We start from the raw sequence: 20760 nt of genomic DNA, 5'->3' as shown, positions 1-20760 counted from the left end.
TGGCGCGGAAGTTCCTGACAGAAGAAGTGCGCTTCTATACAACCCATCGAAAGAAAAATCTTGCGATGGCGAAGTTCGGAAGAGTTTTCCTACATTTCGCCCTCGAAGGGCTGAACACCGCTGCGCGATTGCTGGCTGAAGTCAGCCTGCCAGTGCCGGCAGCGGACGCGCCAACAGTCGCTCGTCAAGCAGGCCCAGACCTTCCTGAAACAGCTGATTGCTGCGCTCGGTTTCTCCCAGCTGGCCCAACAGACGCGCCAATTCTGCGCAGGTTTCAGGATTGCGCTGCATGCGCAGGCTGCTTTCCAGATAATCCCGGGCCTTGCCCCACAAACTGCCTTGCAGGCACAGCCGACCCAGCGTCAGTAACAGGCTGGGATCAGTGGAATGTTCCTTGAGCCAGCCCTCGGCGGTCTGTAACTGGCGTCCCGGATCGCTGCCGCGCACCAGCCCGTAAAGGCGTGCGAGGTGGCTGTTGTAGTTGCGCTTGAGTGCGGCGCGCAACGCTTCTTCGGCCTTGGCGTCAGCGCCCAGGCGGCGCAGTTGCTCGGCATACGCCAGAACCAGTTGCGGTTCCTGGCGCTGAGCCGAGGACAGCCCGTCCCACGCTTTGTCCAGCGCTGGCAGGCCCGCTGGGGCCGCATCGCCTTCCTGCTCGCGATAGGCAGCCAGCGTGAGGTTTTCACCCCAGGCGCGACGCTCCAGCTCGGCCAGTTCCTGAGGCGGCAGGACTTTATCCTTGCGCAGTTCGGGCATGAGCTTGATCAGCGCCGACCATTCACCGCGCTGGCGGTACAAACGCTGCAGTTGACGCAGGATTTGCACGTTATGCGGATGGCGTTGCTGCATGGCCTGCAAGGTGGTCAGGGCGCCGTCGCTGTCACCGCGATCCTGTTGCAACTGCGCATGACTCAGGGCAATCGCCAGCTCCGCTTGCGGCTGACGCTCCAGCGCCCGCTCGAGGAGGCCGTCGCATTCTTCATATTTGCCCTGCTCGTTGGCGGCCCGTGCGGCGCCGAGATAAAACAGCAGCGGCTGAGGCTCGGCTTCGGCAGCCCGATGCAGATGACGTTGAGCGCTGGCCCAGCGGCCTTCCGCGAGGTCCATCTGGCCCTGCTCGATTGCCACTTGCACCCGACGGCTGCGATTGCGTCGCGACCATGGATTGACCACGCCACTGGAAGTCATCACCAGGCCGAGCAGCAGCCGAACGATGTAAACCACCAGCCAGATGGCGAACAGCAGGCCCAGCGTGGCCCACAGACTCGATTCATAACGGAAGTTCTGATAAGCGATCAGCACGTAGCCGGAATGTTCGGCAACTGCCACGCCGATCAGTGCCGCGATGGCGATCGCAACGAACAGCAGGATGTAGGCACGCTTCATGGGCTGATCCCCTGCTTGGTTTGCGCAGGTTGGCTGCTTGAGTCCGCAGGCGTATCAGTGGCCATGTTTCGGCGTCCAAGGTAAGCCTGGACCGCGCTTAAACTCTGGGCCAGATCAGGCGTCTTCACCGCAACGGGCTGGCCGCGCAATGCTTCGAGCTGCTCGCCAAGCGATTTGACCTGCGCGTTATCCTGATTGAAGTTGCTCAGCAACACATCCCGCGCTTCAACCATCGCCCGGGTGTACACCTGTGGCTCGCCGTTCAGTGCGGCCCATTGCGCCTGCTCAATGGCCAGACTCAGCGCCAGACGAACCTGGGTCAGGCTCTGCCCGGCCAGCAGCGGACGGACATTCTTGTCGGCATTGAAGTCGATGCGGATGTAATGCGAAATCTGATCCCACCACTGCGCCCAGCGGCTGTCTTGATTGTCGCCGGTCGTCAGGCCCAGCAGCGATTCGCCCTTATCCTTGTATTCCGGTGCCAGCTCGTTGAGCTGGGTGGCCTGATCGCGCAGCGCGGCCAGTTGCAGGAACAGACCGGTCCGGTCCGGCTGGTCGATACTGCGCAGCGCTGCGAGGCTTTTCGCCAATTGATCACGTGCTGCGAAAGCGCCCGGATCGTCTTGCTCACGCAGGATTTCGTCGGCGCCTTGCACCAGCGCCTGAGCGCTGTTGATGTCCTGCAGGGCGGACAAACGCAGGCTGGCCAGACGCAGCAGGTGTTCGGCTTCGGCCAGTCGCCAGTCTTTGCGGCTGGCGCCCAGCACGGTTTCCAGACGCTGACTCAAACGCTGCTGGTCACCCTGCAATTGCGAGACAAGACGACGGCGCTCTTCGAGTTCGCCAGCGGCCGGCAGTTGCGCCAGCTGCGTCGAGAGCTGCTGTTCGTGTTGCTGCAAAGTCTGGGTCTGGGCCGCGAGGTCGAGCATTTGCGTGCGTTGTACCTGATGGCTGGCCTGAACCGCGCGCAGTTGCCAGACGCCCCAGCCGGCCACGCCGATACCCGCCACGCCAAACAGTAAAGCCAGGATCACCAGACCATTGTTGCGGCCGCCGGAACGCTTCGGGCCAATCGGGTCGGGTGTCGGCGCGGAGTTCACCAGCACCGGTTCGGAATCATCTTTGGGCAAGACTGTTTCGCTCACGTATCCATCCTTTGCATTTGGGCGTAATCGACTGAACGACAAGCAGGTCGATCAATGCGTCTGAATTTCACAACGTCTGCACGGGTTCGGGTTGTTCCCGCAACGCCGCCAGCAAGGCCGTGGCATTCGCGCCCCGGCAATTGACAACTGTTCGAGCCCCGGCCTGCGTCGCCAGTTCAGCGACGCGAGGGCTCGGTACAAATAAAGGCAATTGCGACAATTCAGGCCAGGCATCGCCCGCCAACTGACGCAAGTGTTCAAAACCCTGCCCACTGCTGACCACCAGCGCGTTCAAGCGTTCCGCCTGCACACGTTGCATGAGCGTCGACGGTGGGTACAGCGGCAAGTGGCGGCGGTACAGCGGCAGATAGTCGACACTAGCACCCAGTTGCCGCAAACGCTCGGCCAAAAGTTCGCGGCCGTCTTCGCCACGCATGATTAACACGCGACTTGCAGGCAAGGCGACGGCGTGTTGCAGCCTGGGCAGGTCAAGCAAGGCTTCGCTGTCATCGCCCTGTTCAGGCCAGCTCACGTCCAGGTTCTGGTCCTGCAACAGTTGCGCGGTGCCTTTGCCGACCGTGAACCATGGCTGAATCGGCGGCACCGGCCACAGCTCGTTGAGCAGCGCCAGGCCCAGGCGTGCGGCGGGTTTGCTGACCACAATGACAGCGCTGTAGTGATCGAGATCATTGAGTATCGCGCACTGCGCCGGGGTCATCGGGACAGGCTCGATTTCCAGCAGCGGCAGGCTGCTGCTGAAGATGCCGAGATCGGCGAGCGTCTGCGCCAGCGCTGCCGATTCTTCGGCAGGTCGGGTCAGCAGCAGTCGCCAGCCGGTCATTCAGGGTCAGCCTCGCCGTAAACGGCTTTGAGGATTTTCGCCGCGCCCTGGTCCAGCAATGCGTCAGCGACCTGTACGCCCAACGCCTGGGCTTGTGCCTGTGGCGCCCGCGCTTGGGCATGCAGCAGCAAGGCGCCGGAAGGATCGCCCACCAGCCCGCGCAGCCAGATCTGATCGCCTTCGAGCACGGCATAACAGGCGATGGGAACCTGGCAACCGCCATTCAGGTGTTTGTTCAGGGAGCGCTCGGCAATGACGCGCACGGCGGTGTCCGCGTGATGCAATGGCGCGAGCAAGGCGTGAATCTGCGCATCGGCGCTGCGGCACTCGATGCCAACCGCACCTTGGCCACCGGCTGGCAGACTGTCCTCGACGCTGATGCTGGCGGTGATCCGGTCCTCGAAACCGAGGCGAATCAGGCCAGCGGCGGCAAGAATGATCGCGTCATATTCACCGGCATCGAGCTTGGCCAGTCGGGTGTTGACGTTGCCGCGCAGGAAATGAATGGTCAGGTCCGGACGTCGTGCCAGCAGCTGCGCCTGACGACGCAGGCTCGAGGTGCCGACGATGCTGCCGGCAGGCAGTTGCTCAAGGCTGGCGAAGTTATTGGAGACGAACGCATCGCGCGGGTCTTCACGCTCGCAGATGCAGAACAGGCCCAGGCCAGGCGGGAAATCCATCGGCACGTCTTTCATGGAGTGCACGGCGATGTCGGCCGTATCTTCCAGCAAGGCGGTCTCCAGCTCCTTGACGAACAGGCCTTTGCCGCCGATTTTCGACAGCGGGGAATCGAGCAGCTTGTCGCCGCGGCTGACCATGGGCACCAGGGTCACGATCAAGCCGGGATGAGCCTGCTCCAACCGGGCTTTGACGTATTCGGCCTGCCAGAGGGCTAGCGCACTTTTGCGAGTGGCGATGCGAATTTCGCGAGAGGACATGAATCAATCCGTACTTGATGGTTGCCACGGATAATAACAGCTCAGGCAAAACGACTCAGCGCTGTGTGAATAGACCTTCGCGCAGGTTGATCCTGGTCAAGGAATCCGATCCCGGGAGCGGACGCAATTCTGTTGGAGCGAGGCACGCCCGCGAAGCATTCGACGACGGCGTGTCAGGCATTGCGCGTCGCCGTTATTCGCGGGCAAGCCTCGCTCCAACAGGTTAAAGCTGCTGCATCATCTTGCGCACCCCGGCCACATGCCGACGGCTGACGATCAGTGCATCGCCATTGAGGCCTTTGAGAAACAACTGAAAATGCCCCAAAGGTGTTCTCTGCAAGCGTTCGATTCGCTCGCGGGCCACCAGCGCGTTGCGGTGGATGCGCACGAAGCGGTCGCCGAACTCGTCTTCAAGCGCCTTCAAAGGCTCGTCCAGCAGCACTTCACCTCCCTCGTGACGCAAGGTGACGTACTTGTGATCGGCGATGAAAAAGATCACCTGATCCAGGGGGATCAGTTCAATACCTTTGCGGGTGCGCGCACTGATATGGCTGCGCGGGCCGTTGCCGCTTTCCGCCGCAGGGCGGGTCATCGCCGCCAGTTGCACGCGGTTGGGGCGTTCGGCCTTTCTGAGCGCTTCCACCAAATGCTCGGGGCGCACAGGTTTGACCAGGTAGCCGACAGCGCTGACCTGGAAGGCATCAAGGGCAAACTCGTCGTGTGCAGTACAAAAAACCACGGCGGGCGGGTTTTCGCGCTCGCACAATTTTGCTGCGACTTGCAGGCCATCAACGCCCGGCATACGAATATCGAGTAACACGATATCCGGCTTGAGGCTGTCGATCAGCGTCAAGGCTTCCTCGCCATTGGCGGCGCTAGGTTCCAATACCCGGTAACCCTCGATTTCGCTGACCAATCGGCTCAGGCGTTCGCGGGCCAGGGGTTCGTCATCAACGATCAGGACATTCATATTGCTCTGGCTTCCTGCGTGAGTCTCGCACAAGGATAGCGTAGACAGGTGAAGTGACGACCGTCACGGCGCTCCACGCTCAGACTGGCGTGCGGGCCAAAAAGTGCCGTAATGCGTGCACCGATATTTACCAGGGCCTGTTGAGTACCGTTGGACGTCTGCCGGGTGGCAACTTCGTCATAGGGATTGCTGACACACAATATGAACACTCCCTTTTTATAGTCCGCTTCCACCTTTATGACACCACCTTCAACGCGAGGTGCAATCCCATAAAGCAAAGCGTTCTCCAGTAATGGCTGCAAGGTTAGCTGGGGAATTGGCAAGTCGTCTGGAATTGCACTGATCGCCCAGTCCAACTGTAGACGCTCGCCAAGACGATATTGCTCAATCGATAAATATCGTTTTGCCAATTCCAGTTCATCACGCCACGTCACCAGGCTGCCCGGTTTGGCCAGACTTGCCCGAAACAGGTCGGAAAGATCCAGCACCGCTTGCTCGGCCTTGGCGGGGTTGCTCACCACCAGGCTGGCAATACTGTTGAGCGTATTGAACAGAAAGTGCGGGCGGATCCGTGCCTGCAGCGATTCGATACGGGCACGCAGCTCGCCCTGCTGCTGTTTGCGCCACTGACTTTGCAGATAAAAATAACGCAGCATCAAGGCCGACATGATCAGCGCAATCAGGGCATAGCGCAGGTAGCGTTCGACCATGCCGCCCGGATTGAGCCTGCCGGTCAGCTGGCAGATGTCGGTGACCGCCGTGCAGATCAGCGTCAGCGCGACCACCAGCAAACAGCCGATCAGCCCCGCCATGCCTGTGGGCAAGCGCGCCAGCCAGGGCCGCAGGCCGCACAGCAAAGCGGCGGACAGCAGGACGATCCATTGCACGAACAGCGACATCAGGGCCAGACGTACCCAGTCGAAACCGGTCCGCATCGGTTCGACCAGCACCAGCACGATCACCAGCAGTTCGGCGAGCAGCACAAGGACCAGCAGCGCCTGCGGCAGGCACAGTTCAGGGAGGAAAAATTCCTTGCCTTGTTCGTCGGGCTGGCGGTGCTTCAGGGGATCATTTCGCATCGGCCCAGTCTCAACGTTGCGGTGTTCAGCGGCAAGCCGGCCCGCAATAAAAAAACTGCAACCTGTTATTATCGCGGGCACGCCAATTTCAGCAGATCAACGAGCGAATCCATGAGCACCGACAAGACCAATCAGTCCTGGGGCGGCCGCTTCAGTGAACCCGTCGACGCCTTCGTCGCGCGCTTCACCGCCTCCGTCACTTTCGACCAACGCCTTTATCGCCACGACATCATGGGCTCGATTGCCCACGCCACGATGCTGGCCAAGGTCGGCGTTCTTACCGACGCCGAGCGCGACACCATCGTCGACGGCCTGAACAGCATTCAGGCCGAGATTGAGGCGGGCAGTTTCGACTGGCGCGTCGATCTGGAAGACGTGCACATGAACATCGAAGCGCGCCTGACCGATCGCATCGGCGTCACCGGCAAGAAGTTGCACACCGGTCGCAGCCGCAACGATCAGGTTGCTACCGATATTCGCCTGTGGCTGCGCGATGAAATCGACCTGATCCTCAGCGAAATCACCCGTCTGCAACAAGGCCTGCTGGGCCAGGCCGAGCGCGAAGCCGGAACCATCATGCCCGGTTTCACTCACCTGCAGACCGCGCAGCCGGTGACGTTCGGTCACCACATGCTGGCCTGGTTCGAAATGCTCAGCCGCGACTACGAGCGTCTTGTGGACTGCCGCAAGCGCTTGAACCGCATGCCTCTGGGCAGCGCGGCGCTGGCCGGCACGACCTACCCGATTGACCGCGAACTGACGTGCAAACTGTTGGGTTTCGACGTCGTCGGCGGCAACTCTCTGGACAGCGTGTCGGATCGCGACTTCGCCATCGAATTCTGCTCTGCGGCGAGCATTGCGATGATGCACTTGTCGCGCTTCTCCGAAGAGTTGGTGCTGTGGACCAGCGCGCAGTTCCAGTTCATCGATTTGCCCGACCGTTTCTGCACCGGCAGCTCGATCATGCCGCAGAAGAAAAACCCCGACGTGCCGGAACTGGTGCGCGGCAAGAGCGGCCGTGTGTTCGGCGCCTTGATGGGCCTGCTTACCTTGATGAAGGGCCAACCGCTGGCCTACAACAAGGACAACCAGGAAGACAAGGAGCCGCTGTTCGATGCCGCCGATACCCTGCGCGATTCGCTGCGGGCGTTTGCCGACATGATTCCGGCCATCAAGCCCAAGCACGCCATCATGCGTGAAGCGGCGCTGCGTGGATTCTCCACCGCGACCGATCTGGCGGATTATCTGGTGCGTCGTGGTCTGCCTTTCCGCGATTGCCACGAAATCGTCGGTCACGCTGTGAAATACGGCGTGGAAAGCGGCAAGGATCTGGCGGAAATGAGCCTGGAAGAGCTGCGCAAATTCAGCGTTCAGATCGAGCAGGATGTGTTTGCCGTGCTGACGCTGGAAGGTTCGGTCAATGCGCGTAACCACATTGGCGGCACTGCACCGGCGCAGGTCAAAGCCGCAGTGGTGCGTGGTCAGGCGTTGTTGGCGGGTCGTTAATACCAATCCTGTAGGACCGGCTTTAGCCGGGAGGGCGATTGATTGACGCTCTCGCGACTAAAGTCGCTCCTACGGTCGCTCCTACGGTCGCTCCTACAGTCGCTCTAGCGGGTAATAGTCGTTACGGCTTTACCCGCTCCAGAAACGCCGGAAGCTCGGCGTCCTTGTCCAGGGCGATGCGTTGCACATGGGGGTTTTGCGCCAGGCGCGCCAGCAGTGCCCGTGCGCAGGGCAGGTCTTGCAGATAATCCGTAGCAAACAACTGTTTGCCCACTGACCGGGCCAGTTCGACGCTGTACAGAAAGTACAGATCCGCCACGCTAAAAACCTCACCCGCGACATAAGGTGCGAAGCGCGCACGCTGCTTCAAGGCCGCAAAACCCTTTAGCAGATCCCGCTCAGCCTTGTCCTTCAGCGCTTGAGGCGTCGGCCTGCCGCCGAAAAAAACTTCGACGTAGCAAACACGCGCCGGTAACTCGATATACAGCTCGATTTCCTTGGCCAGCGTCCAGACTTGCGCACGCTCGAACGGGTCGGCGGGCAGCAGCCCATGGGCCGGATAGACGTCCTCCAGATAACTCAGAATGACATCTGTTTCACTGATAAAACCCTGCGCGGTTTGCAGGATCGGCACTTTGCCACGGGCGCTGATGGCCAGCACAGCAGGGTTCTGGCAGCCATGCAGCGGGATCATTTCGAAAGGCAGTTGCTTCTCCAGCAGCGCCAGTTTGACCATGTTGAAATAATTGCTCGCGGCAAATCCATACAGCTTCAGCATTGCGGGCCTCCTGGCCATTGTTGGAGTTAACTCCTTGAAGAATATGAATTTTAATCGTTTTTACAGGCGCCGAATCGCCGCGTGGCAAGCCTTTGGAAAATTCAGAATGTGCTGACAGAACGCTCCTGCAAGGTTTCCCGAGGCGGGCAATCACTCCGGTGCCCAATACGGGTAAACTGACGGCCATTTCCGAGGAGCACGCCATGACCGACGCCATCGACAACGACGAAGAAGAATTCGCAGAATCGACCCTGATCCAGGCCATCGAGAACCAGATTGAAAGCGACAATCCGCCCGCCGCCAAAGCTACCTTCAACAAGTTGACCCTGGTGGGCTACGAGCGAGAAGAGATCCTGCAACTGATGGCCCATGTCCTGGCCGCCGAGATCGATGCGCTGCTGGAAGCCGATCGTCCGTTTGATACCGAGTGGTATGAACAGGCGCTGCGCAAGCTGCCCGAGTTGCCGCCAGAGGCATGATCCCGGCTGGATTGACGGCCCTCAAGATAAGCCCTGCAAAAATTTCAGACTGTGGCTACACTGCAAATGCCCCGCTGCCATGAAACACCTCGGGGCTGTCACGCCAAGCCAGCCTTAACGGTCATCCAGAACCGACAAGCGCAGCACAGACCTGTCGATTCCAGAGAGCCCGCCGGCCAGCGCGGCGTATCACTAGAAAAGTCTGGAGCACCTATGTCGTATACCCCTGAGTTGGTTGCCGAACTGGAAATCCTCGCACTGTTTAATCTGGGCAATACCCTTGAAGGGCTCAAAGTCCACCACGTTGCTGCCCCGACCGCCATTGCCGCTGCCCAAAGACTCTTCGAAAAAGGACTGACCACGCAGGTCGATGGAGGCTATCTGACAAGCCTGGGGCTTGAAGCCGCTCAACACGCCCAGTCGTTGCTGACCATACTGAACGTTGCCAAAGAAGCCGCTTGAGCTCAGACAGGGTCCGCCAGCAAAAAAGCTCTGACGGACCCTTCATTTATAAAATCCGCAGCCGATAGGCAATTGGCGCCAGAACAAAAACCCCGCTGAAGCCGTTCGCTTTCAGATTTTAACTGCCCGCCGCCCTGTTCATTTTGAATGATCACCCTCACGAGCTCCGGCAGCCGGTTTGAATTGCGATGACGCGTAATTTTGAAATTCGTCCCGATCTGGATGAAGGCATCGACCGCAAGGTGCTGACGCAACTGCGCGCCCGTTTTCTGACCCTCAACAGTGGCCGGTTTGCACGCGCCATGGAGGGTTTGTCGACCCGGCAACAATCGGTGTTGACGCTCTTGCCGCTGTTTTTTCACGTCAATCATCCGCTGTTGCCCGGCTACGTATCCGGCAGCACGCCCGCCGGGGTTTCGCAGTACGAGCCTAACGCGCTGGCGCTGGCCGAAGCGCAACGGCTGACCCGCTCCTTTTCCTACAAAACCCGTCGCGCCAATGCGCCTGAGCCGATTCACGGCCTGTTTTTGATGGGTAGCCTGGGCACGCTGGCTCAGGCGGAACAAAGCGACATGGATGTCTGGGTTTGCCATGAGCCGGGCCTGCCCGCCGAAGCTATCGAAGAGTTGCGCAAAAAGTGCCAGGCGCTGGAAGCCTGGGCCGACAGCCAGGGCGCTGAAGCGCATTTTTTCCTGATTGATCCGCAGCGCTTTGTGCTGGGCGAACGGGATGCGCAGCTCAGCTCTGAAGATTGCGGAACCACCCAGCATTATCTGTTGCTCGATGAGTTCTATCGCACCGCCATCTGGCTCGCCGGACGCACGCCGCTGTGGTGGCTGGTCCCGACGTACGAAGAGCAGCGCTACGCCGAGTACACCCATACCTTGCTGTCCAAGCGCTTCATTCGCGCGGAAGAAATCCTCGACCTGGGCAATATGGCGCGGATTCCGCCGGGCGAATTCATTGGTGCCGGTCTGTGGCAGCTGTTCAAGGGCATCGAATCGCCTTACAAGTCGGTGCTCAAGCTGTTGCTGACCGAGGTCTACGCCAGCGAACATCCGCGCGTGCAATGCCTGAGCATGCGCTTCAAGCACGCGGTATTCGCCAATCAGCTGGATCTGGATGAGCTTGACCCGTACATGGTGGTGTATCGCCGGATCGAGGAATACCTCACTGACCGCGGCGAGCTTGAACGGCTGGAGCTGGTGCGGCGCAGCCTGTACCTGAAAGTGAACAAAAAGCTGACCGGTGCCGCGCGCCTGCGCAATCCCGGCTGGCAGCGCGTGTTGCTGGAGCGCCTGACCCAGGAATGGGGTTGGGATGAGCGCCAGCTGGCGTTGCTCGACAGTCGCAGCCAGTGGAAAGTGCGTCAGGTTGCCCACGAGCGCCGCGCGCTGGTCAACGAGCTCAATTACAGTTATCGCTTCCTGACGCAGTTCGCCCGCACGCACAAGGTCGCCAACTCGATCAATGCCCGGGATCTCAATGTCCTCGGTCGCCGCCTTTATGCGGCATTCGAGCGTAAGGCTGGCAAGGTCGAGTTCATCAACCCCGGTATCGCCCCGGATCTGGCCGAAGACACCCTGACGCTGGTGCAGTCCCCCAACAAACGCGAGCCGGGGAAAAACCAGTGGGCGTTGTACAACGGCAATCTTGCCGCCCATGACTGGCAGAATTTCTCGCCGATCAAGCGCAGCCGGGAACTGCTCGACCTGCTGGCCTGGTGTCATCGCAATAACGTCATCGACACCACAACCCGGCTCGCGCTGCATCCGGGCACCAGCGACCTGACCGAGTTCGAGCTGTTCAACCTGATGGGCGCGCTGCAACAGACGATCCCGGTGCCGCTGGAGGTGGTGAGCGAAGAGCGACTGCTGAATGCCAGTATTCCCGGCGAAATCCTCTTGCTGGTCAACGTGGGCGTCGATCCGCTCAAGCATCATCGGGATCTGAATATCCTGATGACCACCGAGCGCACCGATTCCCTGAGTTATGCCGGCGTGCGGGAAAATCTGGTGCTGACGCTCGATCAGATCACCGTCAACAGCTGGAACGAAATCCTCGTCAGCCGCTTTGACGGACCCTTTGCATTGCTCGACTGCCTCAGCGAACTGTTGAGCAACATGCCTCAAGGCGCGCCGCAACCGAACGTGCGGGTGCGCTGCTTCTGCCATAACCGCGCGCCGGCCATCGCGCAACGTGTCGAGGAACTGGTGGCCACCGCCCAATTGCTGCTGGCGCGGCGCCTGAACCATCGCTATCTGATTCAGGTGCAGCAGCAATATCATGTGTTGGAAATGGTGCCGGGTCGGGTTACTCACGTGATGATCAACAGCCTGTCTGGCCTGTTCGAATATCTGGGCGAGGAGCTGCCGCGTTACAGCCCGCTGCATCTGGACCCGCATGCGCTGGGCGAACACGATCTTTCGTTGATCCTGCCCCACGGCCAGCCCGAATGTATCCAGGTGTTTTACCGCCTGAACGAACCGGACGCCGACGTCTACGTGCTCGACGAACATAACGCGCTCTGGCACCAGCGCGTGCCTTACCACGACGAGTCGAGCCTGCTGTTGCCGTTGCAGCGGTTTTTCCATTCGCTGGTCTATCGCCGGGGCGCGATGCTACCGCTGGATAATCCGCTGGAGCCGGTGTCTCTGGAAACCTTGTATTACCAGGTATTGCCCTCAGGTCCCGGACGCGCCCGGCGAATCGAATCCCGCGCCGCGCCGACGGCTGTGGACAAGCCGTTCTATGACGTACAGGCCATCGTCGAAGAAGCCTCGCCTGGGCAAGTCAGCGTCACGCTGTACTGCAACAACAATGAGTTTTCCGAACTGGAATACGGCGACCAACTGTACAGCGCCGTCGCGCGGCAGATTCTCGCCCAGCGCCACGAACCCCAACGCTACCGCTGCTACATCACCGACCTCGACCTGTCAGGCCTGCTGGGTGACGACCACGGGCAAAGCATCCTTTACCTGCGCTACAAGGCCGATCTGGAAAAATCGCTGAATGAGGCGATGGACAGGGCTTGAGGCCGCCCATGCAGTCAACCGTTACCGACCCTAAATCCCGCCTCTCCGACTTCCTGCCATTCCACTGTGCTGCTACAGGTGTAGAATCGCTTTTATCCATCGCCAGTCATCCCCGGCGGGTTTATGAGCTCAGGCCGAGCGTACGGCGATCCCGTAGCGTTTTCGGTTTCCTTCGCAACATCCGGTCACTGCCGTTTGTGTGTGACGACACTAGAAGCTCACTCCCTTACCTATTTACCTGATTAGCCGCCAGGAGTGCTCCATGCCTGATTATCGCTCGAAAACGTCCACCCACGGCCGCAACATGGCCGGCGCTCGTGCCTTGTGGCGCGCCACCGGGATGAAGGATGCGGATTTCAAGAAACCGATCATCGCCGTTGCCAACTCGTTCACCCAGTTCGTACCCGGCCACGTGCATCTGAAGGACATGGGCCAGCTGGTTGCCCGTGAAATCGAACGCGCCGGTGGTGTGGCGAAAGAATTCAACACCATCGCGGTCGATGACGGCATCGCCATGGGTCACGACGGCATGCTGTATTCGTTGCCGAGCCGCGAGATCATCGCCGACTCCGTGGAATACATGGTCAACGCCCACTGCGCCGACGCCATTGTCTGCATCTCCAACTGCGACAAGATCACCCCCGGCATGTTGATGGCTGCCTTGCGCCTGAACATTCCGGTGATCTTCGTTTCCGGCGGCCCGATGGAAGCCGGCAAGACCAAGCTGGCCGCCCACGGCCTGGATCTGGTCGACGCCATGGTCATCGCCGCCGACGATACGGCCAGCGACGAGAAAGTCGCCGAGTACGAGCGCAGCGCATGCCCGACCTGCGGTTCGTGTTCCGGCATGTTCACCGCCAACTCGATGAACTGCCTGACAGAAGCGCTGGGCCTGGCCTTGCCCGGCAACGGTTCGCAACTGGCGACCCACAGCGACCGCGAGCAGCTGTTCCTGCAGGCCGGCCGCACCATCGTTGACCTGTGCCGCCAGTACTACATCGAAAACAACGACGCCGTATTGCCGCGCAACATCGCCAACTTCAAGGCCTTTGAAAACGCCATGACGCTGGACATCGCCATGGGCGGCTCGACCAACACCATCCTGCATTTGCTGGCAGCGGCTCAGGAAGCGGAGATCGATTTCGATCTGCGCGACATCGACCGCCTGTCCCGGGAAGTGCCGCAGCTGTGCAAGGTCGCGCCGAATATCCAGAAATACCACATGGAAGACGTGCACCGCGCTGGCGGGATCTTCAGCATCCTCGGCGAACTGGCCCGTGGCGGCCTGCTGCACACTGACCTGCCGACCGTGCACAGCAAGACGCTGGCCGAAGGCATCGCCAAATGGGACATCACCCAGACTGACGATGAAGCGGTTCACACCTTCTTCAAGGCTGGCCCGGCCGGTATCCCGACGCAGACGGCGTTCAGCCAGTCGACCCGCTGGGAAACCCTGGACGACGACCGCGAGAACGGCTGCATCCGCAGTGTCGAGCACGCGTACTCGCAACAAGGCGGCCTGGCCGTGTTGTACGGCAACATCGCGCTGAATGGCTGCGTGGTGAAAACCGCTGGCGTGGACGAGTCGATCCACGTGTTCGAAGGCAATGCAAAAATCTTCGAAAGCCAGGACAGCGCAGTGCGCGGCATCCTGGCTGACGAAGTCAAAGCCGGCGACATCGTGATCATTCGTTACGAAGGCCCGAAAGGCGGCCCGGGCATGCAGGAAATGCTGTATCCGACCTCGTACCTGAAATCCAAAGGTCTGGGCAAGGATTGCGCGCTGCTGACCGATGGCCGTTTCTCGGGCGGTACCTCGGGCCTGTCCATTGGCCACGCTTCCCCGGAAGCTGCCGCTGGCGGCGCGATTGGTCTGGTGCGCGATGGCGACAAAGTGCTGATCGACATTCCGAACCGCTCGATCAACCTGTTGATCGACGACGCGGAAATGGCCGAGCGCCGTGCCGAGCAAGACAAGAAAGGCTGGAAGCCAGTCGAGTCGCGCCCACGTAAAGTGACCACTGCGCTGAAGGCCTACGCGTTGTTGGCCACCAGCGCCGACAAAGGTGCTGTGCGCGACAAGGAGCTGCTGGACAGACTGGTGCCATAAGCTTGATCGGCTAGTGGGGCACAGCCCCCGTAGGAGCGGCTTCAGCCGCGAGCAGCGTTCGCCGCCAAGCGGCACGGGTGCAAAGGACGCCCTCCCGGCTAAAGCCGGTCCTACAGCGCGGAATCAGCGCGAGCACAAAAAACCCGGCAGCGATGCCGGGTTTTTTTGTGGGGCACAGCCCCCGTAGGAGCGGCTTCAGCCGCGAGCCGCGTCGCCGCCAGATGTGCACGGGTGCAAAGAACGCCCTCCCGGCTAAAGCCGGTCCTACAGCGCGGAATCAGCGCGAGCACAAAAAACCCGGCAGCGATGCCGGGTTTTTTTGTGGGGCACAGCCCCCGTAGGAGCGGCTTCAGCCGCGAGCCGCGTCGCCGCCAGATGTGCACGGGTGCAAAGAACGCCCTCCCGGCTAAAGCCGGTCCTACAGCGCGGAATCAGCGCGGGATCGGTGAGATCGAGCAAATCCTGGCAGGCTTTTTACTGAATCTCCTCCGGCTTGACGATCACCCAATTCTTGTCCGCTGTCACCGCCAGGCCTTCCTTGGCCTGAGCCGCTGCGTGTTTGGCCATCATGCCGTTGATTTGGGTCATGTACTTGTCTTTGCGGTTGATCCACAAGTGCACGCCGCCCTTGGCCACGTCCACGTCGTGGAACAGCATGTAGCCATCGCTGGTTGGCGTATCGCCGCCGACCAACACTGGTTTTTTCCATTCGTCGATGTAGGTCAGGATCGCCGCATGTTTGCCGGCCATCCAGGTGGCTGGCGTCCACAGGTATGGAGTGAGTTCCAGGCCGAGGTTGGCTTTCTCGTCATATTTGCCGGCGGTGATTTGCTTGCGCGCCGTGGTCAGCTCGCCGGTCTTGCGATCCTTGAGCAGCGTGGTCACGCCGATGACGTTCTGCGGTTTGACGTTGTAGCCATACTTCGGATCGGCCGCGACCATGCGCACCAGCTCTTCGGAAGCGGCGGTCATGACGTAGACCTCAATGCCGTTTTCCATCAGCTTGTTGTACAGCTCTTTCTGGCCGGTGAAGATCCGGGGTGGCTCGACGTCGAGTTTCTTGACCACATCGCCGTCGTAATAGGTCGCCGGCACCGGTTTGCCCGACGCCATCAGCTCGTCGACGTAACTTTTGAGTTCCTTGAGGGTGAAGCCTGCGAACACTTGCGCGACCCACGGATAGCAGACCATGTCGTCCACTTCGCAGAGGCGATAGTAATAGCTGAACAGGCTTTCCTTGTGGTCGGCGGTGTCCTTGAACGGCATCAGCTTGAGGGAGGGGTCCAGGCTTTCGCGGGTGATCAGGCCTTTGTTTTCCATGAACGGCAGCAGCGATTCTTCGAGGTCGAAGCGGTAGCTGGTGTTGTCCATGTCGAACACCGCGTAATTGCCCTTGTTGGCATTGGCCGTGATCATGGCGTTGAGCGCCTTGGCGGCGGGTTCGGGCCAGTGGGTTAATTCGGTGGACAGTGCCTGCCCGGCAAGGCCCAGGCACAGCGCGACAGCGAGTAGTTTTGGCGCGAACTTCATAATGGTTTCCCTCCCCGGGTAGTAGAAGGTCGACCGTAGCAAATTGCCGTTACTGTTTGAGTGCGTCAGCGACCGCGTGCGTTCCGATGACGTCATGTCGAGAACGATTCGCGACGGGATTCGCCGATTGCGACATATTTGTGACCGTAGGAGCGACTTGTTCGCGAGGTTTTTTGCGGGTTACGCGGGACTGACGCCGAACACAGCGTAGGAGGGGACTTGTCCCCGAAAGCGGTGGATCAGGCGGTGTCAATTTTCCGGATTTTCGTTGCAAGGAGCATCGCATTCGGGGACAAGTCCCCTCCTACCGGTCGTTAGGGATTCAGGTAGGAGTGATCGGTTTACCGACGTTGCCACACCTCAAAGGTGTAAGCGGGTTTGCCATCCAGTGCCGGGTTAAAAACTTCTGATTCCAAAACCCATTGCGCCGGATCAACCTCTGGAAACCACGCATCGCCCTCGGGGCTCAAGGCCACGCGGGTCAGATACAGCCGGTCAGCCTGCGGTAGGCCTTGGGCATAAAGCTGCGCGCCGCCGATCAGCATCACTTCATCGACGCCCTGCTCTTTCGCCCACGCTTCGGCGCGGGTCACGGCCGATTCCAGCGAGGTGAAGACTTCGGCACCCTCGAGCTGCAAATCCGCCTGGCGAGTCACCACCAGATTCAATCGGCCAGGCAATGGTCGACCGAGCGAATCCCAGGTCTTGCGGCCCATGATGATCGGCTTGCCGAGCGTCGTCGCCTTGAAATATTTGAAGTCCCCCGGCAAATGCCAGGGCATGGAATTGTCGACGCCAATCACTCGGTTTTCACCAAGCGCGGCAATCAGGCTGAGAGGCAGTTGAGTTTTCATGGCGGCGAGAATAGCAGAGCACGGCAGTGAATTCGTACCGTGCTTTTCGCTCGAATGCACGACGCAGAGGTTATGCTCATCCCTGACTTTACCAACGAGACGCCGTGTGACTGCTCTGACCCCACTCGATAACCTCTGGCTGACCGAAGCCGTGCGTCTGCGCGAACAACAGGCCGGTCAACTCGATGACCCTGAAGCCAACCGCCGGGCCCGCGCTCAGGCAGGCGACTTGCCGAGCCGCATTGTGCATCGCGCTGTGTGGCTGGCCGAGCGCGATGGCATGCTTGAAGCACTGCGCCACTGGAAACAAGGCGCGCGCCTGGCATTGATTGCCCTGGCGATTCTGGCGGTCATCAGCGGTGCCGGACTGGCTTTCGCGGCCCTGGGCGACGGGCAGACGCCGGTTAATGTGTTCTGGGCGCTGGGCAGTTTGCTCGGGCTGAACCTGATTTTGCTGATCAGCTGGGCGTTGGGCCTGGTTTTCGCCGGGGAAAGCGCGGCCAGCCTCGGACGCTTGTGGTTATGGATGAGTGAGAAGCTCGCCCGGGATGCCCAAGCGGCGCAACTGGCACCGGCGCTGATTCTGCTGCTGCAACGACGACGCCTGAATCGCTGGGCCTTGGGGGCGCTGGTGCATGGTTTATGGCTGCTGGCGTTGGTCAGCGCGCTGGTGTTGCTGTTGATGCTGATGGCGACGCGGCGCTACGGCTTTGTCTGGGAAACCACGATTCTGGGCAGCGACACCTTCGTCAGTCTGACCCAAACCCTCGGCACGCTTCCGGCACTACTCGGTTTTAGCGTGCCGAGCGAAGCCATGATCCGCGCCAGCGGCGACAGCGCCTTGGTGGTCGAGTCGGCGAGGCAAGCATGGGCCGCATGGCTGGTGGGCGTTTTGCTGGTCTACGGCATCGTGCCGCGCTTGATATTGGCGCTGGTGTGCTTCTCATTGTGGAAGCGCGGCCGCGCGGGGTTGAGTCTGGACTTGAGCCTGCCCGGTTACAGCGAACTGCGCGAACGCCTGATGCCCAGCAGTGAGCGGCTTGGCGTCAGCGATGCCGCGCCAGAATCGTTGCCGCAGATTGCCCCGCAGCACGGCAGCCAGGACAGTGAAGGCGCGTTGCTGGTCGCCATCGAGCTGGATGACGATCAGCCATGGCCGCCCGCGCTGCCAGCGACCGTTGCCGACGCCGGAATTCTCGACAGTCGCGAGTCGCGACAGAAACTGCTCGAGCAACTGACGCGTTTTCCTCCGGCGCGCCTGGTGATTGCCTGCGACCCACGACGCTCGCCGGACCGGGGCAGCCTGGCGCTGATCGCCGAACTGGCGCGCTGTGCCGGGCGCACCCGAGTCTGGTTGCTCGCCGCGCCTGCGGGGCAGTATCTGGATGCCGAGCGCGTCAGCGACTGGCATGCCGGGCTGCAACAGTTGGAGCTGACCTGGGCCGACACTGCGCCGTTGAACTGGCTGGAGACGGGTAATGAGTAAGTCCGAGAAGATTCGCCCGCTGAAACTCGCCGTCGTCGGCCACACCAATGTCGGCAAGACTTCGCTGCTGCGCACCCTCACTCGCGATGTCGGCTTCGGTGAAGTCTCCCATCGGCCCAGCACCACCCGCCACGTGGAAGGCGCTCGGCTGTCGGTGGATGGCGAGGCCTTGCTGGAACTGTACGACACGCCCGGTCTGGAAGACGCCATCGCACTGCTCGATTACCTGGAACGCCTGGATCGTCCCGGCGAGCGGCTGGACGGTCCGGCGCGGCTGGCGCGGTTTCTTGAGGGCAGCGAGGCGCGGCAGCGTTTTGAACAGGAAGCCAAAGTCTTGCGCCAACTGCTGGCGTCGGATGCCGGTTTGTATGTGATCGATGCTCGCGAGCCGGTGCTGGCGAAATACCGCGACGAGCTGTCGGTGCTGGCCAGTTGTGGCAAGCCGCTGTTGCCGGTGTTGAATTTCGTCAGCAGCGCCGACCATCGCGAACCGGCCTGGCGTGAAGCCCTGGCGCGGCTTGGCCTGCATGCGCTGGTGCGTTTCGACAGCGTGGCGCCGCCGGAAGATGGCGAGCGACGCCTCTACGAAAGCCTGGCGCTGTTGCTGGAGGCGTCCCGAGGCCAGTTGGAGCGCCTGATCCTCGATCAGGAAGCCCAGCGCGAAACCCGTCGCCAGAGCGCGGCGCGGTTGATTGCCGAGCTGCTGATCGACTGCGCGGCGTGCCGACGCAGCGTGTCGACCGAATCGGGTCAGGAGCAGCTGGCCGTTGATGAATTGCGCAAAGCGGTGCGCCAGCGCGAGCAGCGTTGCGTCGAGGCGCTGCTCAAGCTGTATGCGTTTCGCACGCAGGATGCGGCGGCCAGTGATCTGCCGCTGCTGGATGGGCGTTGGGGCGATGATTTGTTCAACCCCGAAACCCTCAAGCAACTGGGCGTGCGGGTCGGTGGCGGCATTGCGGCGGGCGCCGCAGCCGGAGCGGGTGTCGATCTGCTGGTGGGCGGGATTACGCTTGGCGCAGCGGCACTGGTCGGGGCGATTGCCGGCGGCGCATTGCAGACTGCCCGCAGTTACGGCGGCCGTTTGCTGGGCAAGATCAAGGGCCAGCGCGAACTGACTGTGGATGACGCGGTGTTGCGTCTGCTGGCGTTGCGTCAACGGCACTTGCTGCAAGCCCTCGGCGCACGAGGTCATGCCGCGCTGGAAAGCATCAAGCTCACCACGCCCCAGGACATGACCTGGCGCGAAGGCAAAATCCCTGAAGCGTTGCACAAGGCACGCGCGCACCCGCAATGGTCGTCGCTCAACCCGGGGGCGAAGCTGAGCCAGGCTGAGCGCCAGGAGCAGATTGAAGGCCTCACCCAAATCTTGTTGGAGCGAGGCTTGCCCGCGAATCGGGATTGAATGCAACCTATCGGCGCTGGAAACGACGCCTTCGCGGGCAAGCCTCGCTCCAACGGAATTGCCGCCGACAGTCGCCTCGCGCATTTTTGCCTACGCGAATCCCCTTCAGACCGGTATCATCCCGCGCCCGATACACCCGGAACTGGATTCAAATGAAACCCACCTTGATCGCCGCCGCAGAACTCGACCGTATCGATACCTGGGCGAAATACTCCAGCCACATGTGCGGAGGCTGTGTTTCCAGCTGCTGCACGCTGCCTGTTGAAGTGAAGATCAAGGATTTGATCCGCATCGGCATCGTCGATGAGTTCGAGCGCGGGGAGCCGGCGAAGAACATCGCCAAGCGTTTGCAGAAGGAAGGCATCGTCGAGCGCTACAACCAGAAGTCCGAGATCTTCACTTTGCAGCGCATGAGCAACAACGATTGCCTGTACCTGGATCGCAAGAGCCGGCTGTGCACGATCTACGAGACGCGCCCGGATACCTGCCGCAACCACCCCAAGATCGGCCCGCGCCCCGGCTATTGCGCTTACAAGCCCAAGGATCTGGTCCGTCAGGACACCGGCACGCTGAAGAACAACACCAGCACGCCGTTTCCGAAGTTTTAAGTAACATTCATTCTGTAGGACCGGCTTCAGCCGGGAGGGCGGTCTGTCCGGGACAAATCTGTTCCGGGTCGACCAGTGCCCTCCCGGCTAAAGCCGGTCCTACTGCGGTTCAAGACCTTGCGGTCGGGGGCGTTTTGTTTTTAGCCGACTA

General features: G+C 60.9%; 17 protein-coding genes. 8 read left to right on the top strand and 9 right to left on the bottom strand.

Translation table 11 applies throughout. The annotated features are described in order from the left end of the window. Nucleotides 1-141 precede the first annotated feature (141 nt). The 6 genes from CFII64_RS16535 to CFII64_RS16510 all read right to left on the bottom strand — a co-directional run bounded on the left by CFII64_RS16535 (nt 142) and on the right by CFII64_RS16510 (nt 6359). Nucleotides 142-1386, bottom strand: a complete 1245-nt coding sequence (locus CFII64_RS16535) for a heme biosynthesis protein HemY (protein WP_020291955.1) — start codon at nt 1384-1386, stop codon at nt 142-144. Continuing rightward, nucleotides 1383-2531, bottom strand: coding sequence for a uroporphyrinogen-III C-methyltransferase (locus tag CFII64_RS16530; protein WP_020291954.1), 1149 nt, complete (start codon nt 2529-2531; stop codon nt 1383-1385). Before CFII64_RS16530 ends, CFII64_RS16535 begins: the two co-directional genes overlap by 4 nt. Nucleotides 2532-2598: 67 nt before the next feature. Continuing rightward, entirely contained in the window at nt 2599-3372 is a 774-nt protein-coding gene (locus tag CFII64_RS16525; RefSeq protein WP_020291953.1) for a uroporphyrinogen-III synthase, read from the bottom strand. Then, complete coding sequence (gene hemC / locus CFII64_RS16520; protein WP_020291952.1) at nt 3369-4310, bottom strand: hydroxymethylbilane synthase; 942 nt, start codon at nt 4308-4310, stop codon at nt 3369-3371. The genes CFII64_RS16525 and hemC overlap by 4 nt, the downstream gene beginning before the upstream one ends. Before the next feature lie 223 nt (nt 4311-4533). Further along, complete coding sequence (locus CFII64_RS16515; protein WP_020291951.1) at nt 4534-5280, bottom strand: LytTR family DNA-binding domain-containing protein; 747 nt, start codon at nt 5278-5280, stop codon at nt 4534-4536. After that, nucleotides 5277-6359: a sensor histidine kinase gene (locus CFII64_RS16510; protein WP_020291950.1), complete on the bottom strand. Its 1083-nt coding sequence runs from the start codon at nt 6357-6359 to the stop codon at nt 5277-5279. The genes CFII64_RS16515 and CFII64_RS16510 overlap by 4 nt, the downstream gene beginning before the upstream one ends. Before the next feature lie 111 nt (nt 6360-6470). On the opposite strand from CFII64_RS16510, the gene argH reads away from it, so the two are divergent. Then, entirely contained in the window at nt 6471-7865 is a 1395-nt protein-coding gene (gene argH / locus CFII64_RS16505; protein ID WP_020291949.1) for an argininosuccinate lyase, read from the top strand. A gap of 121 nt (nt 7866-7986) precedes the next feature. Here the strand turns inward: argH and CFII64_RS16500 are convergent, their stop codons facing one another. Then, nucleotides 7987-8643: a glutathione S-transferase family protein gene (locus CFII64_RS16500; RefSeq protein WP_020291948.1), complete on the bottom strand. Its 657-nt coding sequence runs from the start codon at nt 8641-8643 to the stop codon at nt 7987-7989. 203 nt (nt 8644-8846) lie between these two features. On the opposite strand from CFII64_RS16500, the gene CFII64_RS16495 reads away from it, so the two are divergent. From CFII64_RS16495 to ilvD, 4 genes are all read left to right on the top strand, one after another. Continuing rightward, nucleotides 8847-9122 carry a hypothetical protein gene (locus tag CFII64_RS16495; RefSeq protein ID WP_020291947.1) on the top strand — a complete coding sequence of 92 codons (276 nt, stop codon included), beginning with the start codon at nt 8847-8849 and terminating at the stop codon, nt 9120-9122. Between the two features lie 213 nt (nt 9123-9335). Next, a complete protein-coding gene (locus tag CFII64_RS16490; RefSeq protein ID WP_020291946.1) occupies nt 9336-9584 on the top strand; it encodes a TIGR02647 family protein in 249 nt (82 codons plus the stop codon). 188 nt (nt 9585-9772) lie between these two features. Next, on the top strand, nt 9773-12619 hold the full coding sequence (locus CFII64_RS16485) for a class I adenylate cyclase (RefSeq protein ID WP_020291945.1): 2847 nt from the start codon (nt 9773-9775) through the stop codon (nt 12617-12619). A 262-nt stretch (nt 12620-12881) separates the two neighbouring features. Continuing rightward, entirely contained in the window at nt 12882-14729 is a 1848-nt protein-coding gene (gene ilvD, locus CFII64_RS16480) for a dihydroxy-acid dehydratase (RefSeq protein WP_020291944.1), read from the top strand. 474 nt (nt 14730-15203) lie between these two features. Here ilvD and CFII64_RS16475 read toward each other — a convergent pair whose 3' ends face one another. Both CFII64_RS16475 and CFII64_RS16470 read right to left on the bottom strand, forming a co-directional pair. Beyond that, nucleotides 15204-16259, bottom strand: coding sequence for a haloacid dehalogenase-like hydrolase (locus CFII64_RS16475; RefSeq protein WP_020291943.1), 1056 nt, complete (start codon nt 16257-16259; stop codon nt 15204-15206). 341 nt (nt 16260-16600) lie between these two features. Beyond that, a complete protein-coding gene (locus tag CFII64_RS16470; protein WP_020291942.1) occupies nt 16601-17113 on the bottom strand; it encodes a dihydrofolate reductase in 513 nt (170 codons plus the stop codon). 106 nt (nt 17114-17219) lie between these two features. Between CFII64_RS16470 and CFII64_RS16465 the strand changes: the two genes are divergently transcribed. The 3 genes from CFII64_RS16465 (at nt 17220) to CFII64_RS16455 (ending at nt 20609) form a co-directional block, all read left to right on the top strand. Next, the gene (locus CFII64_RS16465) at nt 17220-18599 is read left to right on the top strand and encodes a DUF2868 domain-containing protein (RefSeq protein WP_020291941.1); all 1380 of its coding nucleotides are present in this window, start codon (nt 17220-17222) and stop codon (nt 18597-18599) included. Next, on the top strand, nt 18592-20001 hold the full coding sequence (locus CFII64_RS16460; RefSeq protein WP_020291940.1) for a GTPase/DUF3482 domain-containing protein: 1410 nt from the start codon (nt 18592-18594) through the stop codon (nt 19999-20001). Before CFII64_RS16465 ends, CFII64_RS16460 begins: the two co-directional genes overlap by 8 nt. A gap of 152 nt (nt 20002-20153) precedes the next feature. Then, nucleotides 20154-20609: a YkgJ family cysteine cluster protein gene (locus tag CFII64_RS16455; RefSeq protein WP_020291939.1), complete on the top strand. Its 456-nt coding sequence runs from the start codon at nt 20154-20156 to the stop codon at nt 20607-20609. The last annotated feature ends 151 nt before the right edge of the window (nt 20610-20760 follow it).

The sequence above is a fragment of the Pseudomonas sp. CFII64 genome (assembly GCF_000416235.1).
Lineage (GTDB): Bacteria > Pseudomonadota > Gammaproteobacteria > Pseudomonadales > Pseudomonadaceae > Aquipseudomonas.
Note: the sequence above shows the minus strand (reverse complement) of the source record. Positions and strands in the feature narration are given on the sequence as shown.